Origin of the sequence: Alteromonas sp. I10, from assembly GCF_003201515.1 — a bacterium.
In the GTDB taxonomy this organism is placed as follows: Bacteria; Pseudomonadota; Gammaproteobacteria; order Enterobacterales; family Alteromonadaceae; genus Alteromonas; species Alteromonas macleodii.
This window is the reverse complement of sequence record NZ_QJJN01000014.1, coordinates 1-24,725: the sequence shown is the minus strand read 5'-3', so window position 1 is coordinate 24,725 and position 24,725 is coordinate 1. Positions and strand designations below refer to the sequence as shown.

23 protein-coding genes and 1 tRNA gene are annotated in these 24,725 nt (G+C 43.9%); 7 read left to right on the top strand and 17 right to left on the bottom strand.

From position 1 onward, the window contains the following. Nucleotide 1: 1 nt before the first annotated feature. The 5 genes from BZA03_RS19870 to BZA03_RS19850 all read right to left on the bottom strand — a co-directional run bounded on the left by BZA03_RS19870 (nucleotide 2) and on the right by BZA03_RS19850 (nucleotide 6,381). On the bottom strand, nucleotides 2-952 hold the full coding sequence (locus BZA03_RS19870) for a mechanosensitive ion channel family protein (RefSeq protein WP_039229391.1): 951 nt from the start codon (nucleotides 950-952) through the stop codon (nucleotides 2-4). Between the two features lie 130 nt (nucleotides 953-1,082). Further along, complete coding sequence (locus tag BZA03_RS19865) at nucleotides 1,083-2,330, bottom strand: glutamate-5-semialdehyde dehydrogenase (RefSeq protein WP_039229394.1); 1,248 nt, start codon at nucleotides 2,328-2,330, stop codon at nucleotides 1,083-1,085. Continuing rightward, on the bottom strand, nucleotides 2,327-3,436 hold the full coding sequence (proB, locus tag BZA03_RS19860) for a glutamate 5-kinase (RefSeq protein WP_110289665.1): 1,110 nt from the start codon (nucleotides 3,434-3,436) through the stop codon (nucleotides 2,327-2,329). The genes BZA03_RS19865 and proB overlap by 4 nt, the downstream gene beginning before the upstream one ends. Before the next feature lie 16 nt (nucleotides 3,437-3,452). Next, complete coding sequence (putP, locus tag BZA03_RS19855) at nucleotides 3,453-4,967, bottom strand: sodium/proline symporter PutP (protein WP_110289669.1); 1,515 nt, start codon at nucleotides 4,965-4,967, stop codon at nucleotides 3,453-3,455. Nucleotides 4,968-5,334: 367 nt separating this feature from the next. Then, nucleotides 5,335-6,381: a DNA topoisomerase IB gene (locus BZA03_RS19850; RefSeq protein ID WP_110289664.1), complete on the bottom strand. Its 1,047-nt coding sequence runs from the start codon at nucleotides 6,379-6,381 to the stop codon at nucleotides 5,335-5,337. Between the two features lie 583 nt (nucleotides 6,382-6,964). Here BZA03_RS19850 and BZA03_RS19845 point away from each other — a divergent pair. Continuing rightward, nucleotides 6,965-7,555, top strand: coding sequence for a hypothetical protein (locus tag BZA03_RS19845; protein ID WP_039229403.1), 591 nt, complete (start codon nucleotides 6,965-6,967; stop codon nucleotides 7,553-7,555). Nucleotides 7,556-7,734: 179 nt separating this feature from the next. Further along, nucleotides 7,735-8,565: an HAD family hydrolase gene (locus BZA03_RS19840; protein ID WP_110289663.1), complete on the top strand. Its 831-nt coding sequence runs from the start codon at nucleotides 7,735-7,737 to the stop codon at nucleotides 8,563-8,565. A 71-nt stretch (nucleotides 8,566-8,636) separates the two neighbouring features. Here the strand turns inward: BZA03_RS19840 and BZA03_RS19835 are convergent, their stop codons facing one another. Further along, nucleotides 8,637-9,341, bottom strand: coding sequence for an SDR family NAD(P)-dependent oxidoreductase (locus BZA03_RS19835; RefSeq protein WP_014976474.1), 705 nt, complete (start codon nucleotides 9,339-9,341; stop codon nucleotides 8,637-8,639). 20 nt (nucleotides 9,342-9,361) lie between these two features. Then, on the bottom strand, nucleotides 9,362-9,892 hold the full coding sequence (locus tag BZA03_RS19830; protein WP_061485814.1) for a DUF2878 domain-containing protein: 531 nt from the start codon (nucleotides 9,890-9,892) through the stop codon (nucleotides 9,362-9,364). Between the two features lie 150 nt (nucleotides 9,893-10,042). On the opposite strand from BZA03_RS19830, the gene BZA03_RS19825 reads away from it, so the two are divergent. The 3 genes from BZA03_RS19825 (at nucleotide 10,043) to BZA03_RS19815 (ending at nucleotide 13,719) form a co-directional block, all read left to right on the top strand. Continuing rightward, the gene (locus BZA03_RS19825; protein ID WP_110289662.1) at nucleotides 10,043-11,671 is read left to right on the top strand and encodes a diacylglycerol kinase family protein; all 1,629 of its coding nucleotides are present in this window, start codon (nucleotides 10,043-10,045) and stop codon (nucleotides 11,669-11,671) included. Nucleotides 11,672-11,678: 7 nt separating this feature from the next. Next, on the top strand, nucleotides 11,679-13,034 hold the full coding sequence (gene gdhA / locus BZA03_RS19820) for an NADP-specific glutamate dehydrogenase (RefSeq protein WP_110289661.1): 1,356 nt from the start codon (nucleotides 11,679-11,681) through the stop codon (nucleotides 13,032-13,034). A 229-nt stretch (nucleotides 13,035-13,263) separates the two neighbouring features. After that, a complete protein-coding gene (locus BZA03_RS19815) occupies nucleotides 13,264-13,719 on the top strand; it encodes a hemerythrin domain-containing protein (RefSeq protein WP_014949372.1) in 456 nt (151 codons plus the stop codon). Nucleotides 13,720-13,880: 161 nt separating this feature from the next. On the opposite strand, the gene BZA03_RS19810 is transcribed toward BZA03_RS19815, so the two are convergent. The 9 genes from BZA03_RS19810 to rlmE form a co-directional block, all read right to left on the bottom strand. Then, entirely contained in the window at nucleotides 13,881-14,039 is a 159-nt protein-coding gene (locus BZA03_RS19810; protein ID WP_014949371.1) for a YqaE/Pmp3 family membrane protein, read from the bottom strand. A gap of 193 nt (nucleotides 14,040-14,232) precedes the next feature. Further along, complete coding sequence (locus tag BZA03_RS19805) at nucleotides 14,233-16,527, bottom strand: GGDEF domain-containing protein (RefSeq protein WP_110289660.1); 2,295 nt, start codon at nucleotides 16,525-16,527, stop codon at nucleotides 14,233-14,235. Between the two features lie 235 nt (nucleotides 16,528-16,762). After that, a tRNA-Leu gene (locus BZA03_RS19800) sits at nucleotides 16,763-16,848 on the bottom strand. A gap of 10 nt (nucleotides 16,849-16,858) precedes the next feature. Continuing rightward, a complete protein-coding gene (gene secG / locus BZA03_RS19795) occupies nucleotides 16,859-17,272 on the bottom strand; it encodes a preprotein translocase subunit SecG (RefSeq protein WP_039232721.1) in 414 nt (137 codons plus the stop codon). A 10-nt stretch (nucleotides 17,273-17,282) separates the two neighbouring features. Beyond that, a complete protein-coding gene (gene tpiA, locus BZA03_RS19790; protein WP_039232718.1) occupies nucleotides 17,283-18,026 on the bottom strand; it encodes a triose-phosphate isomerase in 744 nt (247 codons plus the stop codon). A 96-nt stretch (nucleotides 18,027-18,122) separates the two neighbouring features. Next, a complete protein-coding gene (gene glmM / locus BZA03_RS19785; RefSeq protein ID WP_110289659.1) occupies nucleotides 18,123-19,466 on the bottom strand; it encodes a phosphoglucosamine mutase in 1,344 nt (447 codons plus the stop codon). Between the two features lie 9 nt (nucleotides 19,467-19,475). Then, nucleotides 19,476-20,300 (bottom strand): dihydropteroate synthase, encoded by an 825-nt coding sequence (folP, locus tag BZA03_RS19780; protein WP_110289658.1) that lies wholly within the window; start codon nucleotides 20,298-20,300, stop codon nucleotides 19,476-19,478. 340 nt (nucleotides 20,301-20,640) lie between these two features. Then, entirely contained in the window at nucleotides 20,641-22,587 is a 1,947-nt protein-coding gene (gene ftsH / locus BZA03_RS19775) for an ATP-dependent zinc metalloprotease FtsH (protein WP_014949365.1), read from the bottom strand. A 101-nt stretch (nucleotides 22,588-22,688) separates the two neighbouring features. Then, complete coding sequence (gene rlmE / locus BZA03_RS19770; RefSeq protein ID WP_014949364.1) at nucleotides 22,689-23,318, bottom strand: 23S rRNA (uridine(2552)-2'-O)-methyltransferase RlmE; 630 nt, start codon at nucleotides 23,316-23,318, stop codon at nucleotides 22,689-22,691. 95 nt (nucleotides 23,319-23,413) lie between these two features. Between rlmE and yhbY the strand changes: the two genes are divergently transcribed. Both yhbY and BZA03_RS19760 read left to right on the top strand, forming a co-directional pair. After that, nucleotides 23,414-23,707, top strand: a complete 294-nt coding sequence (gene yhbY, locus BZA03_RS19765) for a ribosome assembly RNA-binding protein YhbY (protein WP_014949363.1) — start codon at nucleotides 23,414-23,416, stop codon at nucleotides 23,705-23,707. A gap of 103 nt (nucleotides 23,708-23,810) precedes the next feature. After that, nucleotides 23,811-24,587: a 3-hydroxyacyl-CoA dehydrogenase gene (locus BZA03_RS19760; RefSeq protein WP_039229436.1), complete on the top strand. Its 777-nt coding sequence runs from the start codon at nucleotides 23,811-23,813 to the stop codon at nucleotides 24,585-24,587. 73 nt (nucleotides 24,588-24,660) lie between these two features. Here the strand turns inward: BZA03_RS19760 and BZA03_RS20725 are convergent. Then, on the bottom strand, nucleotides 24,661-24,725 hold a 65-nt coding region (locus tag BZA03_RS20725; protein ID WP_375342585.1), incomplete at its 5' end, for an IS3 family transposase.

The following is a 24,725-nucleotide window of genomic DNA, read 5'->3' as shown; positions in this document are numbered from 1 at the left end:
GCTATAGCGCACCGCTAGTAGTTGTCTGTGCTTCGGGCATTGCTTTAGCTTGGTTTTGCACTGAAGAGGAATCGCTGTGCTGTGCATGAAGCTGGCGCTGCTCTTCTTTTTGCGCTTTGAACCACAGACTTAACCAGTCTGAGCACATTTTGTGCTCTAACTCATGAGCTTCGGCTGTAGGGCAAAACAAGCTTACCTTTACCACCACTTTGGCAAGTTCATTGGTTTTAATCTCGACCTCTGGGTCGATGCGAATAAACTCTTGCTCTAGATGACGTTCAATTAGGCCTTTGTAGCGCTCTGCTACGTCGCGGAAATATTCACAATGTGCCTGTGCCCTGGCATGAAACGCTGGAAGCAAACTATAGGCGTTAACAGAAGGCTCATTCACTATTTCAAATGAATGCAAACGGTAGCGACGCATAAAGTTAAGGTTACGCACAGTTTGAGTTACAAGCTGACTATTAGGCACGTACACGTGTTTACCCGTGTAGTTAAAGCTTTCAGGGTCTACTTCTAAAAGCGCAGTCTTTGCCCAGTCCATTTCTACCACTTCACCAATGATGTTGTTCATTTGGATCCAGTCGCCTACCCTGAACGGCCGAGCGCCCAAGTAGTAAATGAACCCCATAAAGCACTGAATAAACTCGCGGGTTGCCAACACAATGGCCACCATAAAGGCAGCAATGGAGATTGCCAGTGTTTGGATTTCAGAGCTCCACACCATCATTAACACAATGATGATAAAGGCATTACCCAGCTGCTCTAGGATATTGATCTGGTTTCGGCGGTCTTCGCCACGATGAGAACTAATACGCCTGATAAGGCGCAACACACCCTTTTTGATAAAGTGCAGTACAATTAAAAGTACTAGAGATGTCAGCAGTTTATAATCATTGGCAAAACTTATAAATTGATGCCATAACTGCGCGGGGTCTATCACAATCTCCATGTAAGCTCCGTCTGTACTCCGAGGGTAAATATTTGAATAGGCGAAAAAAAGCGCCGACGAATGTCAGCGCTTTTAATTATGAAGCATGTAAACTCGTGGCACAATGCCGACCAGTTAAAACATCTATTTATTAGTCGCGAATTTGGCCTTCGCCATTCACTAAATATTTCTCTGAAGTCAATGACTCCAAGCCCATTGGGCCATAAGCATGTAGTTTAGTGGTTGCAATACCAATTTCTGCACCTAAGCCAAGCTGGCTACCATCAGAAAAACGTGAAGAGGCATTAACCATTACTACACTTGCATCAACTGCGCGTTGGAATAACTTGCCTTTTTCAGCATCTTCCGTACAAATTACTTCAGTGTGGTTACTACCAAATTGCGCAATGTGGTCAACCGCTGCTTCGAAATCGTCAACTACACGGATAGCGATTTCAAGGCCAAGATACTCTTCACCGTACGCGTCTTCAGAAATAACGTCAGCACCATCAAAGTATTGGCTGCCTTTTTCGTTTACGTGAACCTTAACACCCTTTTCTTTGAATGCGTCGGCTACTTTTGGCAGAAAATCACCCGCAACAGCTTGGTGTACAACTAAGCCTTCTAAGGCATTACACACGCCAGTACGCTGAGTTTTACCATTTAGAAGTAGCGCCATGGCTTTATCTAAATTGGCATCTTTGTCTACGTAAAGGTGACACACACCTTTAAAGTGCTGAATTACCGGCACTTTAGCGTTGTCAGTCACGTAGTTGATTAGACCTTCACCACCACGTGGAATAATTACGTCAATGTAATCACGCTGCTCCATTAGCTCTTGCATTAATGCACGATCTGGGTTCGGAACTACCGTTACCAGCGCTTTTGGTAAATTGTGCTTCTCCAGCACGTCTTGCATAAGCTCAGCAATGGCTAAACTCGTATCTAGTGCTTCTTTACCACCACGTAATATCACTGCGTTACCCGATTTAAAGCACAGCGCGCCTGCGTCGGCAGTAACATTAGGTCGTGCTTCATATATCATGCACACAACACCAAGCGGTATACGCATTTTCTTAATCTCAATACCGTTTGGACGTGTACCGATAACGCGCTCTTTACCCACAGGATCATCAAGTTCAACAATAACTTCGATGCCTTCAGCCATGGCTTCAATACGCTCATCGTTTAGGATTAAGCGGTCAACCATCGCTGCGTCTAAGTTATTCTCTTTGGCGCGCGCGACTTCCTTTTCGTTTACTTCAATAATTTTACTTTTGTTTGCACGAATTGCCGCGGCCATATCAGTTAACACCGCGTTTTTCTGGCTTTCACTTAAAATAGCCAGTGTACGTGCAGCTTTTTTTGCCTGTTGTGCTAACTCTGTAATAATGCTCATTCTTTCTCCAGATTTGCTATGTGCTGATCAGAAATAATTGGCCCAGTCTTTTCCTCAAACTCATGGGCGAATTCTTCGTTTTCCTGATTCGCAATGAAATTCAATAAACAGCTACTGTAATTCGACTTGGCTTTTACCAGTTTAGTACCGTCTTCTTTACGTACTAGAATGGTGTCGCCTACCGAGAACTCACCTTTCACGTCAATAATTTCGCTACTTGTCAGTTGCTCTGCGTCGCCAGCTAAAGAGGCGTCAAAGTCCCCTTCTACTATCACCTCACCCTGCGCGTTTGACGTATGGCGCATCCAATGCACATTCTCTTGCATTGGCTTGGCGTGAGGTTTGAAATGCGTGCCTGGGTTTTCACCTGCTAGCAGCATATTAAACGACAGTTCAGTAAAGCCGTTAATAATATATGTATCTATACCATGCGAAACGGCTTTTTCGGCCGCTTCAATTTTAGTGCGCATACCACCGGTGCCTACACCGCCTTTTACCGCACCGCCAGCCATGTCATAAATGCTTTGATCAATGGTATTAACTGATTTAAGCAATTGTGCGTCGTCGTGTTCATGCGGGTTTTTATCGTACAACCCATCAATGTCTGAACAGATGATAAGTGCATCTGCTTCAGCTGCCGACGCCACCATGGCCGATAAATTATCGTTATCACCCACTTTCAATTTGTCGGTGGTAACGGTGTCGTTTTCGTTAACGATAGGCAGGATATTGTTATCCAATAAACTGAATATCGTTTCACGGATACTTACGTAACGCTCTCTGTCTCGCAAATCAGCATGCGTTAAAAGCATCTGAGCAGACGAAAAATCAAACAGTCTGTCCCACGTGGCAATCATTTCGGTTTGACCCGCTGCTGCCATTGCTTTTTTAACTGCAATATCTGACTTTTCTTGCTCTGGAAACAGGTGCGCGCCTGCTGCGACAGAACCAGAAGACACGAGTACAACTTGTGTACCGTTGGCTCTGCATCGCACGATAAATTGCGCAATGCTCAAAAGGTAATGACTGCTACAACCTTGTTGGTTGGGCGATATCAATGCACTACCCACTTTGATGACTACGCGTTTCCAATTTGGATGACTCATAATAAACTTTTTAACCTTAAGATTGTTGATTTGCTAATTCTTCACTGGCTTGCGCGAATGTTGCTTGTACGTTTGACGATGGGTTTTCGCTAAAGCGACTTACCACATAAAGCGTTAACGTACTTACCGCAAACCCTGGAATAATTTCATAAATAACGCTGCTTAACGTTTTACCGTCAGCTAAAACGGGCGCGTAAATCCAGAACAGTACGGTTACCGCACCGCTAATCATGCCCGCCATTGCCGCTTTCGCTGTTAGGTCCTTTTTATACAGACAAAACAGTACTAACGGACCAAATGCTGCACCAAAACCTGCCCAAGCATTACTTACTAAAGATAAAATTGTGTTCGACGCATCCATGGCTAATAACAATGCAACCACGGCTACACCTGCTACACCATATCGGCCAATTGTTACCGTTTGCTTTTCAGTCAGCGCCTTGGTTGAAGACTTTTTATTTACCATTACGCGGTAAATGTCTTCGGTTAACGAACTTGCGCTAACCAGCAGTTGCGACGAAATTGTACTCATAATAGCGGCTAAAATAGCGGCCATTAGAAATCCACTGATAAGTGGGTGGAACAGCAATTGTGAGAAAATAATAAATATCGTCTCAGGGTCGTCGACAGCAAGACCAAACTGATTGGCATAAGCAATGCCTACGAATCCTGTTGCCAGTGCACCAATGATGGTCACTAACATCCACGACATACCAATATTTCGCGCTGTGCCAATGGCATTAACAGAACGAATTGCCATAAAGCGAACAATAATGTGCGGCTGTCCAAAGTAACCTAAGCCCCAACCTAAACTCGATAACAACCCAACAATCGTTAGCGTTTCTAACGATTCAGAAAAACTGGGTACAGATTGATAAGCGGCGCTTGTCATTTGCGACACGCTATCGAACTCGGTAAACGCGACGATTGGAACCAGTACAAGCGCCACGAACATAATGCACCCTTGCACAAAGTCCGTAAGACTTACTGCCAAGAAACCACCAAGTAGTGTATAAGACACCACTACACCCAGCGTAATAAATAGGCCTAACTGATAATCGACCGAAAACGCGCTTTCAAACAACTTACCACCTGCAACTAACCCGGCAGAGGTGTATAGCGTGAAAAACAGTACAATAATCACCGCTGAAACAATGCGTAAGCTTGAGTTAGGCGTATTAAAACGCTTCGCAAAAAACTCAGGCACAGTCAGCGAGTCGTTGGCAACTTCGGTATAAACGCGAAGTTTCGGCGCTACTAGTAAATAATTGACTAACGCACCTGCAACCAACCCTATAGCAATATAAACCGCATCGAAACCGGTTAAATACATTGCACCTGGTAAGCCCATTAGCATCCAACCAGACATGTCAGACGCACCCGCAGACAGTGCGGTTACTTGAGGGCTAACTTGTCGCCCTCCCAAAATATAACCAGAAATATCACTGGTAGATTGTCGGTAAGCAAACAACCCTATCCCTAACATCGCTATAAAATACACCGCTAGTGATAGGTAACTTTCCATTGGCATAACGTTCGTTATTTCCTCTATTGCTCTTCGAAAACTCGTAAATGAAAACGCCATTTAACCTTTGCTAATTCAAATTCAAAAGCAAATAATTAAATCGAACAATAATCATTAGAGCTCTAACAATATAAGGATCTGACAGAAAATTTCAAGTGCAAATTTTAAACAACATCGTTTAACAGGCACTTATGTTTAAATTAGCACCAACCATGTTTCACAGCATATTACGCTAATAAAATCCAAAATTACCATTATTATTCATCAACTTAAAAACACTAAGTCATTTATGAAACAATTTAACTTTAGCTGAAAAGTCGCAAAAAACAGCAACTTTACTATCAGCTAAAACATTTTCATTAAAAATACTTTGTTACGCGCACTCAGACGAAATAACATCCAAAAGAAGCTTTTCTACAGGCAGTAAATGGGTAAGTTGCGTACAATCTTCACTATGTAGCGAGCGAACCCGATTAATTAGCTTCTCACACGCCTTTTCGTCATTTTTCACAGTAAATAGTTTCGGATGAATATAATATTTCCTGCAAACGGTGGGAGTATTGCCAAGTTCTGCTGCAACACACTTACTTAACGTACTTTCCCATTTCTTGGTTCTGGAGTTTGCTATCTGTTCATACACACTGGGCAGGTTTGTTAGTGCAAATCGACTTGATGCCCACGTTCGAAAGTCTTTACAACTGAACTGTTCACTTAGTTCGTTGTGGATGAACGCATTAACGTCTTCGCTCGTTACGTCGTGCCATTGTTTATTCTCATCTTGATAACGAAATAAACAGTAACCTTGTTGTTGCGCACAGTCACAAACTAATGAAGCAAGCTCAGGGTCGTTTACTTTTAGTGTTCTTGGTTTGCCGTGCTTACCAATGTAAGCAAGTTCAACACTATCGTCACACTGCGCTTGTACATGCTTGCGCCGCAATGTAGTTAACCCATATGTGTTATTTTCCTTGCTATATTGAGCGTTGCCAACTCTAGCACCTGTGTAATCGAGCAACAGGCACACCAGCGCGCAAGCTCTTTCTTGCGTCCATGTTGGCTGTGAAATTAATGAAAGACAGTGCTCACGGAACTCAGGAAGTGCATTACCAAAGGCAACCAAACGCTCAAATTTTTCTACTTGCTGCTGCTCGTGCCATTTGCTGTGATAGATATATTGTTTACGTCCTTTTTCGTCATAGCCGACGGCTTGAACGCTGGCTTTACTGTCACGGCTTATAAAGGTGTCGCGCCAATTTGGAGGAATGACAAGCTTTTTGATACGCTTTAGCACGCGCTCTCCTGTGACTTTTTTTCCACTTGCATAGCGATAGTAAAACCGTTTATCACCGCAAGCGATGCGCCTTATTGATAGATGGCTATCATCAGAGTAGACGTTGCAATAGCCCTTAATCCGTTTCATTTATAGATACTCCTGTCCTTACCAGCTAAGAAGACCGACTGTTAAGGTGCTGCTACGGCCGCAGATGCTCGCTGTGCTTTCTTAGTCAGATTGCAAACAACGGTACCAAATCTCAATTTATAAATAGAATCTACAGAAGAACGTACAGAAATGATCACTACACGCAATTAACCTTGCCGCAAGCCGACGCTTCCACGGCGGGACAGTGATTTTAAAGGCCATAACGAATTTTCACGCTATGTGTAAAATTATCACAGTACCGGTTGTTTGGTCCGGCAGTGACGCTTGCTAAAACTCAGCATATCGCTTCGAAATCCTTCTTTATTTCGCCTTAAAGCTTACTAAATCATATTTAACACTCCTAAAATAACAATTAAAAACAATAACATAAAAACGCACCTTCTCTTTTTTCTACTAAAGTATAAACCACTAGTTTTCTTCGTCGGAATGCAACTTGAATAAGTATGAACAATAGTTGTCGAGTTACTTATGCACTTAGGTGAAGCCGAACAGCAATACCCTTTGAAGTGCAAGTTAAGTGGATTGATTTAGAGAGTCCAAGTAAGAAGTCGAGGATTTAAAGATGAATGTTCAAAGTTCGAAAAACGTAGAGTCAAAAAGCGAAAACAGTAATGAACATGAGAATTTGAGAGCCCATGTTGTATCAACCGGTGATTTGCAAGTCGCGGCTGTATTTCCGTCAAAACTTAAAGTGCAGGAAGTACTTGAGATAGTTCAAGACCAAACATCTGTTGAGGTATCTCAAGTAGAAATTATCGAAGCTGGCGACCCTAAAATGAGTGAAAAACTTGAACGTAACAGCGCATCCATTGGCAAAAGCATGTGGTCGTCCCACCTGTTGCTTGGTTCAATCGGTCTGATTGTAGGTTTAGTGGCGGCATTTTTGTTAACGCAGTTTGGCCCAGCGCTTACTCAACAAAATCCTTTGTTTACCTACATAGCACTAATTAGCCCAGGCATATTCATTGGGTTATTCATAGCGGGTTTAATCGGTTTACGTCCAGACAGAAATGAGGTTATACAGACCGTAAGACACGCGGTTAGATATGGTAAAGTTGCGCTGGTAATTAACCTTAAAAAGTCACAGTCTGCTTCTAAAGTCTCGCAATTACTGAAGCAGCACACCGACAAAGTGGTCGAATCTATTCGGTAGCAAGACTAGCGACATAATATGGAACGCTGCTTCAAAGCAGAATGTGATACAGTAATCATAGCGGAGTTATCAATCTAGCTGTTCCAATATTTTCGAAGGGCAATATAACGAACTCCACGTTTATTGCCCTTCGTCGTTTGGTCGGCGTTATTCTGAAAGAGAGATTAGGCACCAATTGTATGGATTTAATATTTTTTGATTTAGATGGCACTTTGTTAAATAAGTCTTCTGAAATCTCCTCGTTTACTAAAGAGACATTGGGCTTGCTTGGTGAGAGAGACATTGCATTCACCGTAGCAACGGGTCGTACCATGCATTCAGCGCAATTTGTGCTACAAGGTCAGTCTTTTGTACTCCCTCACATTTATAATAATGGGGTGGCAATTTGGGATCCTGCCGGAAACGCGCTAACACTAGAAAATTTGCTCGCGCCCAGTGAAGTAAATCTTATTATCGAGCACGCCGTAAATAATAATATCACGCCTTTCATTAACACAGTGAATATGGATAGCCCAGATCACGAGCACGTGATTTACCATTCGTCGCCTAAGCATCAGGTGGAACACGATTTAATTGAAAAGTATTTTTCGCGCACCAAAGCGCGACTAGCGTCTATTGAGTCGCTACCTGCTAATGCACATATAACAAACATCAGTATGATCGGAGATGCACCACTAGTCTATGACATGTATAAGCAGCTTAACATGCACGAAGGACTGATAGCGTACTCTGGGCCAGCTATCGAAGGGAATGAGTACCGTTGGATGGATGTACACCACAATCTTGCGAACAAAGGCAGTGCGGTAGAGCTTTTGCGCCAACAGTTGAATGCAAGCAACGTTATTGTGTTTGGCGACAGTGATAATGATTTAAGTATGTTTAAGCTAGCAGACGAGGCTTATGCACCTTCTAACGCTAAACCTTATATCAAAGACGCCGCCACTTCCGTCATTGGGCATCACGATGAAGATGGAATCGCCCGCTTTCTACGAGAGCGATTCTCACTTTAGAAGATGCTGATTAAAAAGCATCGTGAAAATGGTAGCCTTCAAACTATATGAATTAGGCTAGTTAATTAAGGCTACCACTCTATAGGCTCTCTATCTTTTAAGAATTGGCCATGGGGGCCGCCCTCTTCCATAGTTGCTAACCAAATAGCCGTATCTGCTCCCTCCTCGGGCGTTTTGGGCGCATCACTCCCCCCCATTCTGGTATGCACCCAACCCGGGGTCATGCTATTAACGGTTACATCAAGAGACTTTCCGTCAGCAGCTTCATCAACTACCGCTGCCATCTTAACCGTAAGCGCATTAATAGCAGCCTTTGTTATCGCATAGCACATTGGTCCTTTCAGCCCCTCGGCGAAGCTACCGTAACTAGAGCTTACATTGATAATACGTCCGAAACCTCGCTCAATCATTTGCGGTAACGTTTGCTGGATAAGTGTAAGCGGGGCGTTCACATTAATTTGCATCGATTTAGCCAACGTCTCAGAATTTACATCTTTCCATGGCGTGTCGTCTAAGATACCTGCATTGTTTATGAGGATATCAACAGGGCCATACACGGCCTCAGCTCGAACAAACGCATCGACGATGGCTGTTTCGTTATCAAGAGGCATCTCAATAATATGCAAATCCCCTCCCACAATATCTTTCTTGGCTTCAAGGCCGGCCTCTTCGTCTCGACACCCCATTAGCACTTTATAGCCTTTAGACAGCATTCCTTTTACTATTTCTAGACCTATACCTCTGTTTCCACCTGTAACTAATACGTTTTTCGTCATTGCCAATACACTCCTTGCATTTACGCTTGGGCTTGTTTTGCCTCAAAACGATTGGATAAATAAAAACACAGCGGGAAGATTACACTCCACACTAGAGCGATAAAAATATAAGAAAGCACTACGCTTGCGCCCAATTCAACCGCGCCGAATTTGGCGCCGGCGATATAACTGAGCGGCGCGAAGATAGCTCCAGCAACCGCCGCAACGGCCATTCGACCATTAAAGGCGGTTAAACTGTGATAGACCGTACCTGCAAAGGCTGCCCATAGAAGACTTAGCCAAATTGGAATTGGCCAGAAGCTGACCAGCGTTTCAGTCTCGTTAAAAATAAAGAGCCCGCTTAGGGTTAAAAGTGCATCAACCACCGTGCCCAGTAAAAATACCGTGCCCATTAGCTTTATATCTGCCACTCGCTTGGGCGAAATGGCTATCCATAGAAGGATTAACCCTAACACTGGAATTACTGCTTTATTCTGGAACAAGATGACCAGCCACCAAATTCCTTGGAACCATACAAAGTTCGCAACCTTTAGTACTGCACTATTCTTCATTTGAAACGCTCATATTTTCAATACCAAAGCATACGTTTACCGGTACGTGATAGTTCAACCCTATTGCGACAAAAGTAAACGAAAACACTCCAGTGTAAGTATAGATGCATAGACTGTTTGCTCTTTCCAATTACAAAGGATGTGTTAATCGTGAAAATGGTGAAGTATTACGTACTTGGTGCATTAGTGGCGTTAGCACTAACGCTGACCGTGCCAGTGATATTGTTAAAAGTGGTATTTGGTTGGATTGCATTTTCCCTTATTGCCGTAAGCAGCGCCTATTTGCTCAACTATCCAAGCCTGTTTCGCAAACGTGAGGATGGCTCGATACCATTCTACATACGCTGGATTTTTGTACCTTTTTTACTGGGCTCTTGGCTTTACAATGAATACGCACGCAGAACGGATAAAGTCCCTCCCCTACAAAAAATTGAGCCGCACTTATTCCTTGCGTGCCGCATGTCGGGAAAACACGTTAGCCTTTTAAACGAAAACAACATTGATGCCATTCTTGACGTAACCGCTGAATTTGATGGACTGGATTGGACGGCATATCAAGAAGATTACCGCTATTTAAACGTACCGGTACTCGACCATACCAGCCCCACTCCTGAACAACTTGTTTTAGCAATAAATTGGTTGAATCAACAAATTTCTGAAAAGAAAAATGTTGTTGTGCATTGTGCGCTTGGACGAGGCCGCTCTGTTCTGGTGGTTGCAGCCTATTTACTGGCCAAAAACCCTTCGTTGAGTGTAGATGATGCATTACGTGAAATTAACCAGATACGCCAAACAGCAAGGCTCAACAAACGTCAATTAGCATCGCTGCAGCAGATTAGAGATGGTGGCCTACTTTCACTACAAAAGAATCTAACCCTTATCGTTAATCCAGTTGCTGGTGGCGGTAAATGGGAGCAATACCGAGATGACGTTCTTTCTCGATTAAATGAAAAATTCAAAGTGACCGTGAAAGAAACCACACCTGAAGTAGATGGTAAGGCACTAGCAGAAAAAGCAAAACAAGACGGCGCCCACATTATTGTCGCATGCGGAGGCGATGGAACGTTAACTGAAGTCGCTTCGGCTTTGGTCAACACCGACGTTACCATGGGGATTATCCCCTTTGGTACAGCAAACGCACTGAGCCAAGTGTTGCATGGCTACATTAGTAAAGTCATGCCTATTAGTACAGCATGCGACATCATTATAGAGGGCAACACCCTAGCCATAGATACCGCAACCTGTAACGACCACGTTATGCTTTTGGTAGCAGCAGTTGGCTTCGAGGAAAAAATGATTTCGGCCGCTGATCGCGAAGAAAAGAATGTAGGCGGCCAGTTTGCCTACCTAAAAGGGCTATGGAACGCGATTTCAAATAATGAAAACATGACGTTTGAAGTAGCAAAAGACAACCAGCCAGCTGAAACCTTAGAAACGCCGAGCTTTGTTATTGCAAACGCAGCCCCAATGACCACAGCACTTGCTCAGGGCGCAGAGCCGCCCGACATCACCGATGGAAAGCTTGATTTGACCTGGCTATTACCTCAGCCCAGCTCTGATAAACAATTCGCATCGTTAGCAGAGCTAGTGCTAAGTCCAGCTGAAGCAAAGAAGCAATCTGAATCAATACGGCACGAACGCGCATCAAGCATAACGTTAACATTTGATAAGCCCACGGCGTATGCTGTCGACGGCGAGATCTACGAGGGCGAAAAGCTTGAGATAAAAACATGCCCTCGAAGCCTTACCGTTCTCACCAATTTTGAAGAAAAGGATTAAGCAGTACATGACTCAGAAAAGTAACTTTGAAGAAATCTATACCTTTCTTAATGAGAAGTTTGCTAACGAAACGGAATATCTACAGGCGGTACACGAAGTATTAGAAGATATTGTTCCTATTTACAATGCAAACAAAGACTACAAAGCGTTCGATATTATAAGACGCATTTGCATGCCTGAACGCATTATTTATTTTACCGTGTCGTGGATGAACAGTGATGGCAATATTGAAGTCAATCAAGGTTGGCGTGTACAGCACAACTCAGCCATGGGTCCTTACAAAGGTGGTTTGCGCTTTCATCCTACCGTCAACTTATCGGTGCTTAAGTTTCTTGCTTTCGAACAGTGTTTCAAAAATGCCCTGACCGGGTTACCCATGGGCGGAGGTAAAGGCGGGTCAGACTTTAACCCCAAAGGGCGTACTGATCGCGACATTATGTTGTTTTGCCAAGCCTTCATGCGTGAATTACAGCGACATATTGGTGCAAATACCGATGTACCTGCAGGTGACATAAACGTCGGCGCAAGAGAAATAGGATACCTTTATGGCGAGTATCGCAGACTAAACAATAAGTTCGAAGGCGTATTAACAGGTAAAGGCTTAGAATTTGGTGGTAGCTATATACGTACTGAAGCTACAGGCTTTGGCTTAATTTACTTTTTAGAAGCGGTATGTCGACATCAAGGTACTCCAATTGAAGGCAAAACCATTGCAGTGTCTGGAGCCGGAAACGTAGCGTTGCATGCTGCACTTAAAGCGGTAGAGAAAGGCGGAAAAGTTATTTCGCTGTCTAATAGCCGAGGGCTTTTACATAATGAGAATGGGTTAACTGATACCGCGCTTAAATGGGCAATCGACAACCATGCAAACCGCAACAATATCCTTGCTGACATGGCAGATGAAAACATGGGCAAGTGGATAGCTGATAAAAAGCCTTGGCATTTAAAATGCGACATAGCACTGCCTTGCGCTACGCAAAACGAACTACTTGAAGAAGATGCAAAATCACTGCTAGATAACGGCTGTCAAATGGTACTAGAAGGTGCGAATATGCCGTGTACAAACGAAGCGCAGGCTTTGTTTTTAGACGCCCAAATTGCATACGTACCAGGCAAAGCATCTAACGCTGGCGGCGTTGCGCTATCAGGCTTAGAAATGAGCCAGAACGCCATGTTCAATCAACGTAACGCAAGCGCACTCGATGAACAGCTCTATTCAATTATGGAAAGCATTCATCAGCGTTGTGTTGATGAGGGTAAATCTGAAGGCGACGCTGGAAGCAGCTACGTTGATTATATGAAAGGCGCCAATGTAGCAGCATTTCGTAGACTCGCTGACGCCATGGTCGCACAAGGCGTGTAGCGCATATCCCATCTCTCTCTTTCGGTAAATTCACGGACTTACTGCCGTGAATTTATCGGAAACTGACTTGTAAAATTTGCGTTGTCCCCTTCCGCAATTAAATGACTCTGTGTCACTTCATTTGAAATTTCTTTTAAAAATCAGCGCGTAACAAATATCTCATTCATGGAATAAAAATAGCATTACCACAGGTGTGATTCATTTTTTAGGTATTTATAAGGAACTACCCATGAAAATTTTTGAAGCTTTGCGTCAAGACCATGAAAAGCAACGTTTACTGCTTAAAATTCTAGCTGAAACAAGCGGAAACACTGCTGCGCGCCGTGAATATTATCAAGAGCTTAAGACACAGCTTGAAAGTCATGCCATCGCTGAAGAGCGCCATTTCTATTCTCATCTTCTGGAGAAAGATGCCACTGTAGATTTAACACGTCACGGCATTGCAGAGCATCACGAAATTGATGAGCTACTCGCAAAGCTCGATGATACGGATATGAGTTCACCAGCTTGGTTGCGTCATTTGAAAACACTTCAGGAAAAGGTAGAACATCACCTTGCCGACGAAGAACAGGAATTCTTCCAAGTTGCAGGCAATGTGCTTAATGACCGCCAAAAAACAAAACTTGCAGATGAATATCAAAAAGAGATGAAGCAAGAGTTAGACGACGAAAAGCTCACCGCCTAACATGGGATATATCACGTTGCCGAAATCGTCCTATTCGACATACGTCATAACGTAAAAAGCCAGCTATTAAAGCTGGCTTTTGTTTATTTCATATTTGGTTGCTGTACTCGCTACGACTATGCGATTTATTGCATGGCCGCCAATACAGCGTTTTTCACCACCTACTTTTTAGCGATGATGTAAACAGCGTGAATAACACCTGGGAAATAGCCAAGAATAGTTAAAAGGATATTAATCCAAAAGTGAGCACCGATACCCACTTGTAAAAATACGCCCAGCGGTGGAAGTAAAATCGATAAAAGTATACGAATGATGTCCATAATAAATTCCTTGTTTTTGAAGTAATTTCACAACTCAGTGGGCAAAATACTCACACTTTGGCGAAGAAATCAGGCCCGCAGAGCGTTTTACACGCTTCATTATTAGTTTTGCATTTACGATGCCATGTCGCCAAATACTGCGACAAAGGCATAATGATTACTGTAAAACAATAAATTTAATTTGAAGAAATAGCTATTCACCGAAAGGCGTATTTTGAAGCCAGTCTTCAAGGTCTGAACGGCTAAGTGGACGACTAATGTAATAACCTTGAACGATATCACAGCCCCAGTCCTTTAAGATTTCAAGCGACGCTACGTCTTCAACACCTTCAGCCACAACCTTTAAATTAAACACATTCGCCAAACTCAGCACGGTATGAACAATTTGCTGGTCGTTTTCATCACTCGCGAGCGACAGAATAAAACTCTTATCAATTTTAATCGTTTTTACGGGCAAGTTCTTTAAATAGGCTAACGACGAATAGCCTGTACCAAAGTCGTCGATGGCGAAATGAAAGCCCCGCGCCGTTAGTTCATTAAGGTTCTCTATAGCAAGCGACGCATCTGCAACTAAATCGCTTTCTGTTATTTCAAGTTCCAGAGCCTCAGGTGACAAGCCTTCCTGGGTTAGAAGCGACACTAGCTTCCCTAGAAGTACCTTATTTTGAATATCCTGAGTAGATAAGTTCATCGCAACGGTGAACCCATACCCCATACCTCTAAAATAAGCTAAGTCTGAAATGGTTTGCTTCATTACCCAAGTCGTAACTTGCTCAATTAAACCTGCTTGCTCAGCAATGGTAATAAACTCATCAGGTGGAACAAAGCCCAGAACACTATTATTCCAGCGAATAAGCGCTTCCATGCTGCATACTTTCATTGTCTGCAGATCTATTTTTGGCTGGTAAACCATGGACAGTTCGTTTTGCTGGCTAGCCAGTGCACGTTTTAGTTCAGTGGTAATTGATAGTCTTCGATTGTATTTATCTTCTAGTTCTGTCCTATAGCGAACGCACCAGCTGTCGCTGTGTATCGCTTCATCAGTAACAATATTCATTTTTCTGAATAATTCTTCTGATGTTGTTGCATCTTGCGGGCACTGGATAACCGCCATGGCGACTTTTACTGGAATTGCAATCAGGTTACTTTCCACTGGTTGCTCTAATATGTGCTTGAGCGTTTCGAGCTGGTCATCATTAAGTGAATCTTGCGTAATATATAAAATCTCACCGCCAGCTAATCTTGCGGATGTACCAGGCCAACGCTGAAGCCTCTCGGCCAATGCTTTCAGTGTATTATCGCCGTTAGAGTAACCGTAGAGGTCGTTAATGGTTCGAAATCCGATTACGGTAATAGCAACAACCTGTAACTCTCTTTCTTCTTGCAGTTGTGACTCGAAGAAGCCTTCAACATAGTTCCGATTGAAAAGCCCGGTAAGCACGTCGTGTTCTGCTTGATAACGAATATGATTTTCACGGCTTTTAATACTTGCTTGCATGCTGTCGACTGCGTTGGCAAGTTCGGTAATCTCTTTGAGGTTCGACGGTGCGTCAAGGGTCGCGCCATAGCTTCCTGACGCGACCTTATTCACTGCTTTTACCAAGGTAGACACTGGTCGACTCACGTTTCTGGCAAGCAGCAGAGAAAGACCCAGAGCAATGAATATTGCGACTAAGCAAAATGCCAGAATCGTCAATTGAATACGTGTGAAAGCACTAAATGAAGACGTTGTATCTACAGCTAGAGTTATCTTAACCGGCAAATTGCCATCAGAGGCGATATTCACCTCACGGGCAAAGTAAGTAAGCTCGTCTTTAAAGGTTACATCTATCCACGAGGGGTCGTGTTCTGACGCGAGGATCCGTTGCGCATTATTTTCTTTTAAGGTAGTCGTAAGAACGTCATTGGTATCAGTTCTTGAGATAATAATTTCAGCGTCTACGAGCGCTTTTAACTCTTCTAATAATCCGCTATCAAACTCAACGCCTATTAGCATGTAATATCTAAGCGTAGGTATTTCTACGCGAATTAGATTTAACTGTACTAATTTGTTATCTACTACAAAGAAACCGCTGTCTTTCCCTTTAGCAACCAATGCAAGGCTACTTTCCACATTTTGACCGACTTCGAATAGGTCTGTACGCGTTACAACTACTTGATGGTCTAGACTTACCAGAGCGATGATATCGGTGTTTAGCCTCTGCGCGTAACTGGTAAACGCCGCTTCAATAGAAGGTATATTCTCTGTGCCAACCGCACGCCTGAAATCAAATGAGCGAGACAGTACTTTTGAAACGTTGCGTATGACAGCTTGACGATCCGCGACCACTTTATCGAATACTTTCTCTGCTAAAACAATATTGTGGTCAATGTTTTGAACAACGAGAGTATTGGCTGAGCGCCACACTGCTCCAATTATCAGAAGTGATGCTATCACAATCCCTATGAATAGGGTTTGGAACAAACTCTGACTAAGTGTTTTTTGCACTATAGTGCCTCGTAAAAATTGTTTTGTTTATGTCGCAGACAGTATGACTAAGTATTAAAAAGCATAGCCGAATAATAAAAATAGGAACAGACATAACATCCTGTAAATTTTAGATTTTAACGCTTTGTTACAATTAACAAGGCGAGTTAAAAGTGAGCGTACAGGGTCACCTTAACAAGAATTTCACGGTGTAAAAACAGAAAAGGCCAGCATTGCGCTGGCCTTTACATTTATTTGGTGCGGAAAGCGGGACTTGAACCCGCACGAGCTATGCTCACCACCCCCTCAAGATGGCGTGTCTACCAATTCCACCACTTCCGCGAAAACTTTGTTAGTTTGAACCTTCAGCGTCGTCAGACTTTGGTACGTCTGTTACATCGCTTTCAACAACAGGAACATCACTTTGAGCTGCATCTTCAATAACTGGTACGTCTTGATCAGCTGGTAGCTCTACTGGCTCTTCTACTGCCGCTGGAACTTCTAGGTTGTTCCACTCATCTTCTGCGCTTTCACGGTTTGCAGTCATTGCACCCAAAGAAAGGCTAATTAAGAAGAACAAGCCTGCTAATATAGCGGTCGTACGAGTCATGAAGTTACCTGAACCTGATGAACCGAAAACAGTGTTTGAACCGCCTGAGCCAAATGAAGCGCCCATATCTGCACCTTTACCTTGTTGGATCAATACAAATCCAATAAGTAATAGCGCTACAATTAGGTATGCTACTAATAGCACTTCGTAAATCATAAATACCTCGTCAGTTTGCCGCTTGGCAAATTGAAATAAAATCTTCAGCTTTTAAACTGGCTCCGCCAATTAAACCGCCATCTACATCTTTCTGTGCAAATAGGGTTTCAGCATTGTCTGGCTTAACACTACCACCGTACAAAATACGAAGGCCTTGAGCCAATTGTGCGTCTACTTTATTAAAGTAGCCGCGAATAAATTCGTGTACTTCTTGTGCTTGCTCAGGGCTGGCTGTTTTACCAGTACCAATTGCCCAAATCGGCTCGTATGCAATAACAGTTTTGCTGAGTTCGTCTATCGACATGGCGCTAACTAGTGCATCTAGTTGCTCGCCAACAAACGATTCAACATCACCTGCTTCTCTCACTTCAAGTGGCTCACCTACACAAATGATGGGTACGACACCTGAAGAAACACATTGCTTTGCCTTTAATGCAACAAGTTCGCTTGACTCGCCTTGGTCTTCTCGTCTTTCTGAATGTCCAACAATTGCGTAACCGCAACCTGCTTCTTTAAGCATTTCAACTGACAACTCACCAGTGTGAGCGCCGTTATTAAGATGACTTACGTTTTGAGCACCAATGGCAAACGAATGGGTTTCAAATGCGTGTAAAAGAAGTGAAGGAGCGCAAATTACGATTTCCGAATCAGCTTTTACATTCGCCAGTTTTTGATTAAATTCAGCAACTAATGCCAAATTTCCGTTCATTTTCCAGTTGCCAGCCACGAATGGCTTTCTAAGATTTTTACTCACAACGCAGACCTTAGCCCTGTCTTCAAAGCGGGCGTGATATTAACTATTTAATTGAGAAGATACAAGCACAAAAAGCAAAATTTCCTGCTACGCCAACTAATTGGCGAGATTACGAACAGTTTCAGCAATATGCTCTGCCCATTTGTGAGATTGGCTTTCGTCATTCGACTCAACCATCACACGAATTAACGGCTCAGTACCACTTTTACGTAGAAGTACCCTGCCCGTTTTACCTAACGCAGACTCAGCCTCTTTCTTAGCATTTTGTACATTGCTGTGTGCTAAATAATCCACTTCTTGGTTAGCGTACCTCACGTTAACTAACGTTTGCGGGTACATTTCAAACCCACTTGCTAAGTCGTGTAAGTCCATGTGCGAACGAAGCATTGCTGCAAGCACTTGAAGCCCAGCTACAATACCGTCACCCGTAGAGCTCATATTAAGATTGAGAACATGACCAGAGTTTTCACCGCCAATAGACCAGCCTTTTTGCTGTAGCAGCTCCATCACATAACGGTCGCCAACATTACTTCTTGCGAAAGGAACACCAAGCTTTGACAACGCATTTTCAAGGCCTAAATTGCTCATCAACGTGCCAACGACACCACCCTGCATTTTGCCGTTCTTAAGCGCGTCGCGGGCAATGATGTAAACAATCTGGTCACCATCAAGCACATTACCAAGGTGGTCTACCATCATAATGCGATCGCCATCGCCGTCTAGGGCAAAGCCAAGATCAGCGCCGGTCTCCTTAACCTTTTCAACAATCGCATCCATTGAGGTTGCGCCCACACCGTCGTTAATGTTTAAGCCGTTAGGCGCTGTACCAAGTACGATAACCGTAGCACCTAACTCTCTCAATACATTGGGGGCAATGTGATACGTTGCGCCATGTGCGCAGTCCACAACAATTTTAAGATCTGTCAGCGATAATTCTGAAGGGAATGTCCCCTTACAAAACTCAATATAACGACCCGCAGCGTCGTTTATACGCGTGGCCTTACCCAGCTTATCAGATGCCACACATGTCATTGGACGCTCAAGCATATCTTCAATCGCTAATTCGATATCATCATCAAGCTTAAAGCCTTGCGCTGAGAAAAATTTAATGCCGTTGTCATAAAACGGATTATGTGACGCACTAATCACTATCCCTGCTTCTGAGCGAAATGTTTTGGTGAGATAAGCAATGGCTGGCGTTGGCATGGGGCCTAGCAAGCCGATATTGATACCAGCAGCCGATAAACCCGCCTCTAAAGACGACTCTAGCATGTAGCCAGAAATACGCGTGTCTTTACCAATAAGTACTTTGTTCGTCCCTCGTCCGGCAAGGACCTTACCTGCTGCCCACCCGAGTTTTGTTACAAACTCTGGGTTGATATTGCTCTCGCCTACTTTTCCGCGGATACCGTCGGTGCCGAAATATTTGCGCTGCGTCATTATTATTCCTTATTTTACTGAATTCAGCATTTTCACGATATTGACAGCATCAGCTGTTTCTTTCACGTCGTGAACGCGAATTATCTGTGCGCCCATTTGGGCGACAATTGTAGCGAGGCTTATGCTTCCCGCCAAGCGCTCATCCACTTTTCTATTTAGCAAATTGCCGATCATCGACTTGCGAGACATGCCTACTAACACTGGGTAACCCAGCTTCATAAGCGATGGCAAGTGTTTCACCAGCGTATAATTGTGTTCCAGTGACTTTCCGAAACCGTAGCCAGGGTCGAACAAAATCTTGTCTTTAGCGATGCCCGCTTCTTCACACACTTTGGTACGCGCGAGTAGAAACTGACCCACATCATTCACTACATCATCATACTCAGGGCTTTGCTGCATGGTTCTGGGTTGCCCCTGCATATGCATTAAACAAACAGGTACTTCTGCTTCAGCTGCTACTTGCAATGCACCAGGCTCTTGTAACGCGCGTACATCGTTAATTAGCCCCGCGCCGGCTTTCACCGCTTCCCGCATAACGTCAGCCTTGCTGGTATCAATAGAAATAACACATGCGGTATTTTTAGCTACGGCTTCAATAACGGGTATTGTGCGATCAAGTTCTTCCTGCAGCGATACATCGGGCGCGCCTGGCCTTGTCGATTCGCCACCTATATCAATAAAAGTTGCCCCTTCTTCAATCATGCGAAGCGCATGGTCAAGGGCTTGAGATACATTTGTATGCTTGCCGCCGTCAGAAAATGAATCAGGAGTAACATTTAAAATGCCCATTACCTGAGGCTGTGACAGATCTATGGAGTACTTACCAAACTGCATGAATTACCTGCATTACCTTTGTTTTGAAATTACCGTATTTCTTAGACAGAAAATATGTTGAGAAATGAAGCTATAAAGCAAACTGATTTTGACCCGCTGTGTTAGCAATGAAACCTACTTAAAAATGCATGCTCTTTGCCTTGTTGCTTGCTGAATTCTTTAGTTTGTTCTTCGCTATGTTTTTTGCATTGTTCTTTGCAAAGATCAGTGTAAAGCGTAACGAAATAAATAACTCAGCTAACACAGTGACATAAACTGTAAGTCAAATTCCCAGATTAAAATCAGTTAGCTCTAACAAAAAACGCCAGTTAAACTGGCGTTTTTCAATGGATGTAGAAGGTTAGCTTGGAATATCGCCCGGCTTACCTACCGACGGTTTGTCTACACCGTCATTTTTGATTTCACCTTCGCGAACCGGTGCACCACCACTTGGCTTGTCGCCACCCGATGGCTTGCTGTCATCCCAGTCAGCAGGAGGACGAACGTCAGTACGGTTCATCAAATCATCAATTTGCTTAGCATCAATGGTTTCGTACTTCATCAGTGCGTCTTTCATTGAATGTAAAATATCGATGTTGTCTTCAAGGATCTTTTGAGCGCGCTCGTAGTTGCGGTCAATCAGTGACTTAATTTCCGCATCAATGGCACGTGCTGTGTCATCAGACATATTTGTTGCCTTGGACATAGACTTGCCTAGGAACACTTCACCCTCGTCTTCAGCGTAAAGCATTGGGCCCATTTTGCTCGACAAGCCCCATTGGGTCACCATCTTACGTGCAATTTCAGTTGCGCGTTCGATGTCATTAGATGCACCCGTGGTTACTTTGTCGTCACCATAAATAATGGCTTCAGCAATACGCCCACCAAACAAGCTAGAAATCATACTTTCTAAGTGCTGTTTAGAGTGGCTCACTCGGTCTTGCTCTGGTAAGTACATGGTCACACCCAGCGCGCGACCGCGTGGAATGATTGACACTTTGTATACCGGATCGTGCTCTGGCACTAAGCGACCTACGATAGCGTGACCCGCTTCGTGATACGCTGTCATTTCTTTTTCAGGCTCAGACATCACCATAGACTTACGCTCAGAGCCCATCATGATTTTGTCTTTCGCTTTCTCAAACTCTTCCATAGAAACAAGGCGCTTGTTGCCGCGAGCAGCGAACAATGCAGCTTCGTTTACTAGGTTAGCAAGGTCAGCACCTGAGAAACCTGGTGTACCGCGAGCAATAACTGACGGTTCTACGTTATCAGCCACTGGCACTTTGCGAATATGAACTTTAAGAATTTGTTCACGGCCGCGGATGTCAGGAAGACCAACCACTACTTGACGGTCAAAACGACCCGGACGAAGAAGCGCAGGGTCTAGTACGTCAGGACGGTTAGTTGCCGCAATAACGATAATACCTTCATGACCTTCAAAGCCGTCCATTTCAACAAGCATCTGGTTAAGGGTTTGCTCACGTTCGTCGTGACCACCACCTAGACCAGCACCACGTTGACGGCCTACCGCATCGATTTCATCGATAAAGATGATACAAGGCGCCGCTTTTTTCGCTTGCTCAAACATGTCACGCACACGAGATGCACCTACACCCACGAACATTTCAACGAAATCAGAACCAGAGATAGTAAAGAATGGTACTTTCGCTTCACCGGCAATGGCTTTTGCAAGCAACGTTTTACCTGTACCAGGAGGACCTACCATAAGTACGCCCTTCGGAATTTTACCGCCTAGCTTTTGGAACTTAGACGGGTCGCGCAGGAAGTCTACCAATTCAGATACATCTTCTTTCGCTTCGTCACAGCCTGCTACGTCAGCAAATGTTGTCTTAATTTGGTCTTCACCAAGCAAGCGAGCTTTGCTTTTACCGAATGACATCGCGCCACGGCCGCCGCCACCCTGCATTTGACGCATGAAGAAAATCCATACACCAATAAGCAGTAACATGGGGAACCATGAAATGAAAATAGACGTCAGAAGAGACTGCTCTTCTGGTGGTTCACCGTACACTCTTACGTCGTTCTTAACCAAGTCAGATACTAACTTGTCATCGAAGTAAGGTACGAATGTTTGGAAAGTTTCGCCTGAACGCTTAGTACCTCGAATTTCGCCACTATTATTGATGCGAACTTCTCGAATATTTCCCTGTTCTGCTTCTCTCAAAAACGTTGTGTAGTCAGTTTGCGAACGAGACGATTCACTCGGTGAAAAGCTCTGGAAAACCGACATTAAAACAACGGCGATGACTAACCATAAGATTAAATTTTTTGCCATATCGCTCAATGCTACTAACCTCTATAAACCCGAATTGCTTGTATATTCAACAAGTTGTTTATTGAATAAACGACACAACTCGCAACGAAAACCGCTTATCTCAAAGCGTACTACACTTTATACCCACAAGCCACCAAATACACCTCTCGCGAACGTGATCTGGACGAGTCAGGCTTACGCGTCTTTATGGTTGTGAAAGATTGTTTAAGTGCGTTCATGAACTCAACAAACCCCTCACCTTGGAACACCTTTATGACAAACGAACCACCAGGCTTTAACACTTGGTGACACATATCAAGCGCTAGTTCGCAAAGATACATAGAGCGAGATTGGTCAACCGACGCGTTACCTGCAAGGTTCGGTGCCATATCAGACAACACAATATCTACGGTGTTCCCACCGATTCTGTTCAATAGTGCGTCGAGAACAGCGTCCTCTCTGAAATCACCTTGTAAAAAGTCTACGCCCACGATTGGGTCCATGGGCAAAATATCGCACGCGATAACTTGACCATTGTCGCCAACGAGCTGTGCGGCTAGCTGTGACCAGCCTCCCGGTGCAGCACCAAGGTCTACAAGTGTCATTCCTGGTTTAATAAGCTTATCTTTTTTCTGAATTTCTTCCAGTTTATAGATAGCTCGCGAGCGCCAACCTTCCTTATTTGCTTTTTGCACATAATGGTCGTTAACGTGTTCTTGTAGCCAGCGTTTACTGCTGGCGGAGTGTTTCTTTTTTGTCATTCCAATACAATGTCATTAGGATTGTAGAGAAGATGGCGTTAGAATACGTTATTTCAAGCATAAACTAACAGATTAATTGTAAGAAATATTACTTCATGAAACTTTCAAATAAACAGAAACAATTCCTAAAAGGCCTTGCACACCCTTTAAAACCTGTTGTGCAGCTAGGTGGGAACGGCCTAACAGAAGGTGTGGTTGCCGAAATTGACAACGCCCTTAGCCATCACGAATTAATTAAAGTTAAGGTGCCAACAGACGATCGCGAAGAAAAAGCGCTAATCATGGATGCCATTGTTCGTGAAACAAACTCAGTTAAGCTACAGGTAATCGGCCACACGCTAATTATCTACCGTCAAAGTGAAGACTGTAAAATTCAGTTGCCAAAATAGCTGAATATAAGGTGCCGATCCCCGTCGGCACCGTAGTTTTTCTTCTTACTTCCCGTTAACATCACGTTAATAATAGTGAAAAACTAGGGTTTAAGGGAAATCTATGACGCTAAATAATCTTACTGCCATTGTTACTGGCGGTTGCTCCGGACTTGGTCACGCCACTGCTATCGCACTTCGAGATGCAGGTGCTAACGTCAGCCTTTTCGACTTGAATGAAGAGCTTGGCGCACAGCGCGTAGAGGAATTAGGCAAAAACAACACACTTTTCACCAAAGTCGATGTACGCGATGAAACTTCTGTTCAAGCAGCTATAGACGCGACAACCGAAAGGTTTGGCGCCATTTCTTTAGTGGTTAACTGTGCAGGCATCGCACCAGCTAAGCGACTGCTTGACAAAGAAGGCAATCCGGCGCCGTTGGGTGACTTCCAGAAAACTATCGATATTAACTTAGTAGGAAGCTTTAATGTTTCTCGCTTAGTTGCAGCGACGATGGCAAAGCAATCGCCAGTTAACGAGGAAGGCGAACGCGGTCTTATCGTAAACACTGCTTCAGTTGCTGGCTACGAAGGTCAAATAGGGCAAACCGCTTATGCCGCGAGTAAAGGTGGCATTATCGGCCTAACCCTTCCAATGGCTCGAGACTTAGCCCCGTTGGGTATTCGTGTTAACACCATTGCGCCGGGTGTAATGGGCACGCCAATGCTACTTGCTATGCCAGAAAAAGTGCAAGACGCCCTTTCTGCTAACGTTCAGTTTCCTAAGCGCCTTGGGCTACCAGAAGAATTTGCTAAGTTGGTTATCCATATGGCGAACAATAGCTACCTAAATGGTGAGACAATCCGCTTAGACGGCGGGCTGCGCATGCCTCCAAAGTAGTGAATAAGTACATTAATAATTTAATCAAAAAAAACCGCCTTTCTGAAGTGACCCCATTAAGTTGGACTCATTTCTAAGCGGCAACCAAGGCCTGATTTCGATATTGTATCGGACTCAGGCCTTTTAGTTTTAGCTTAA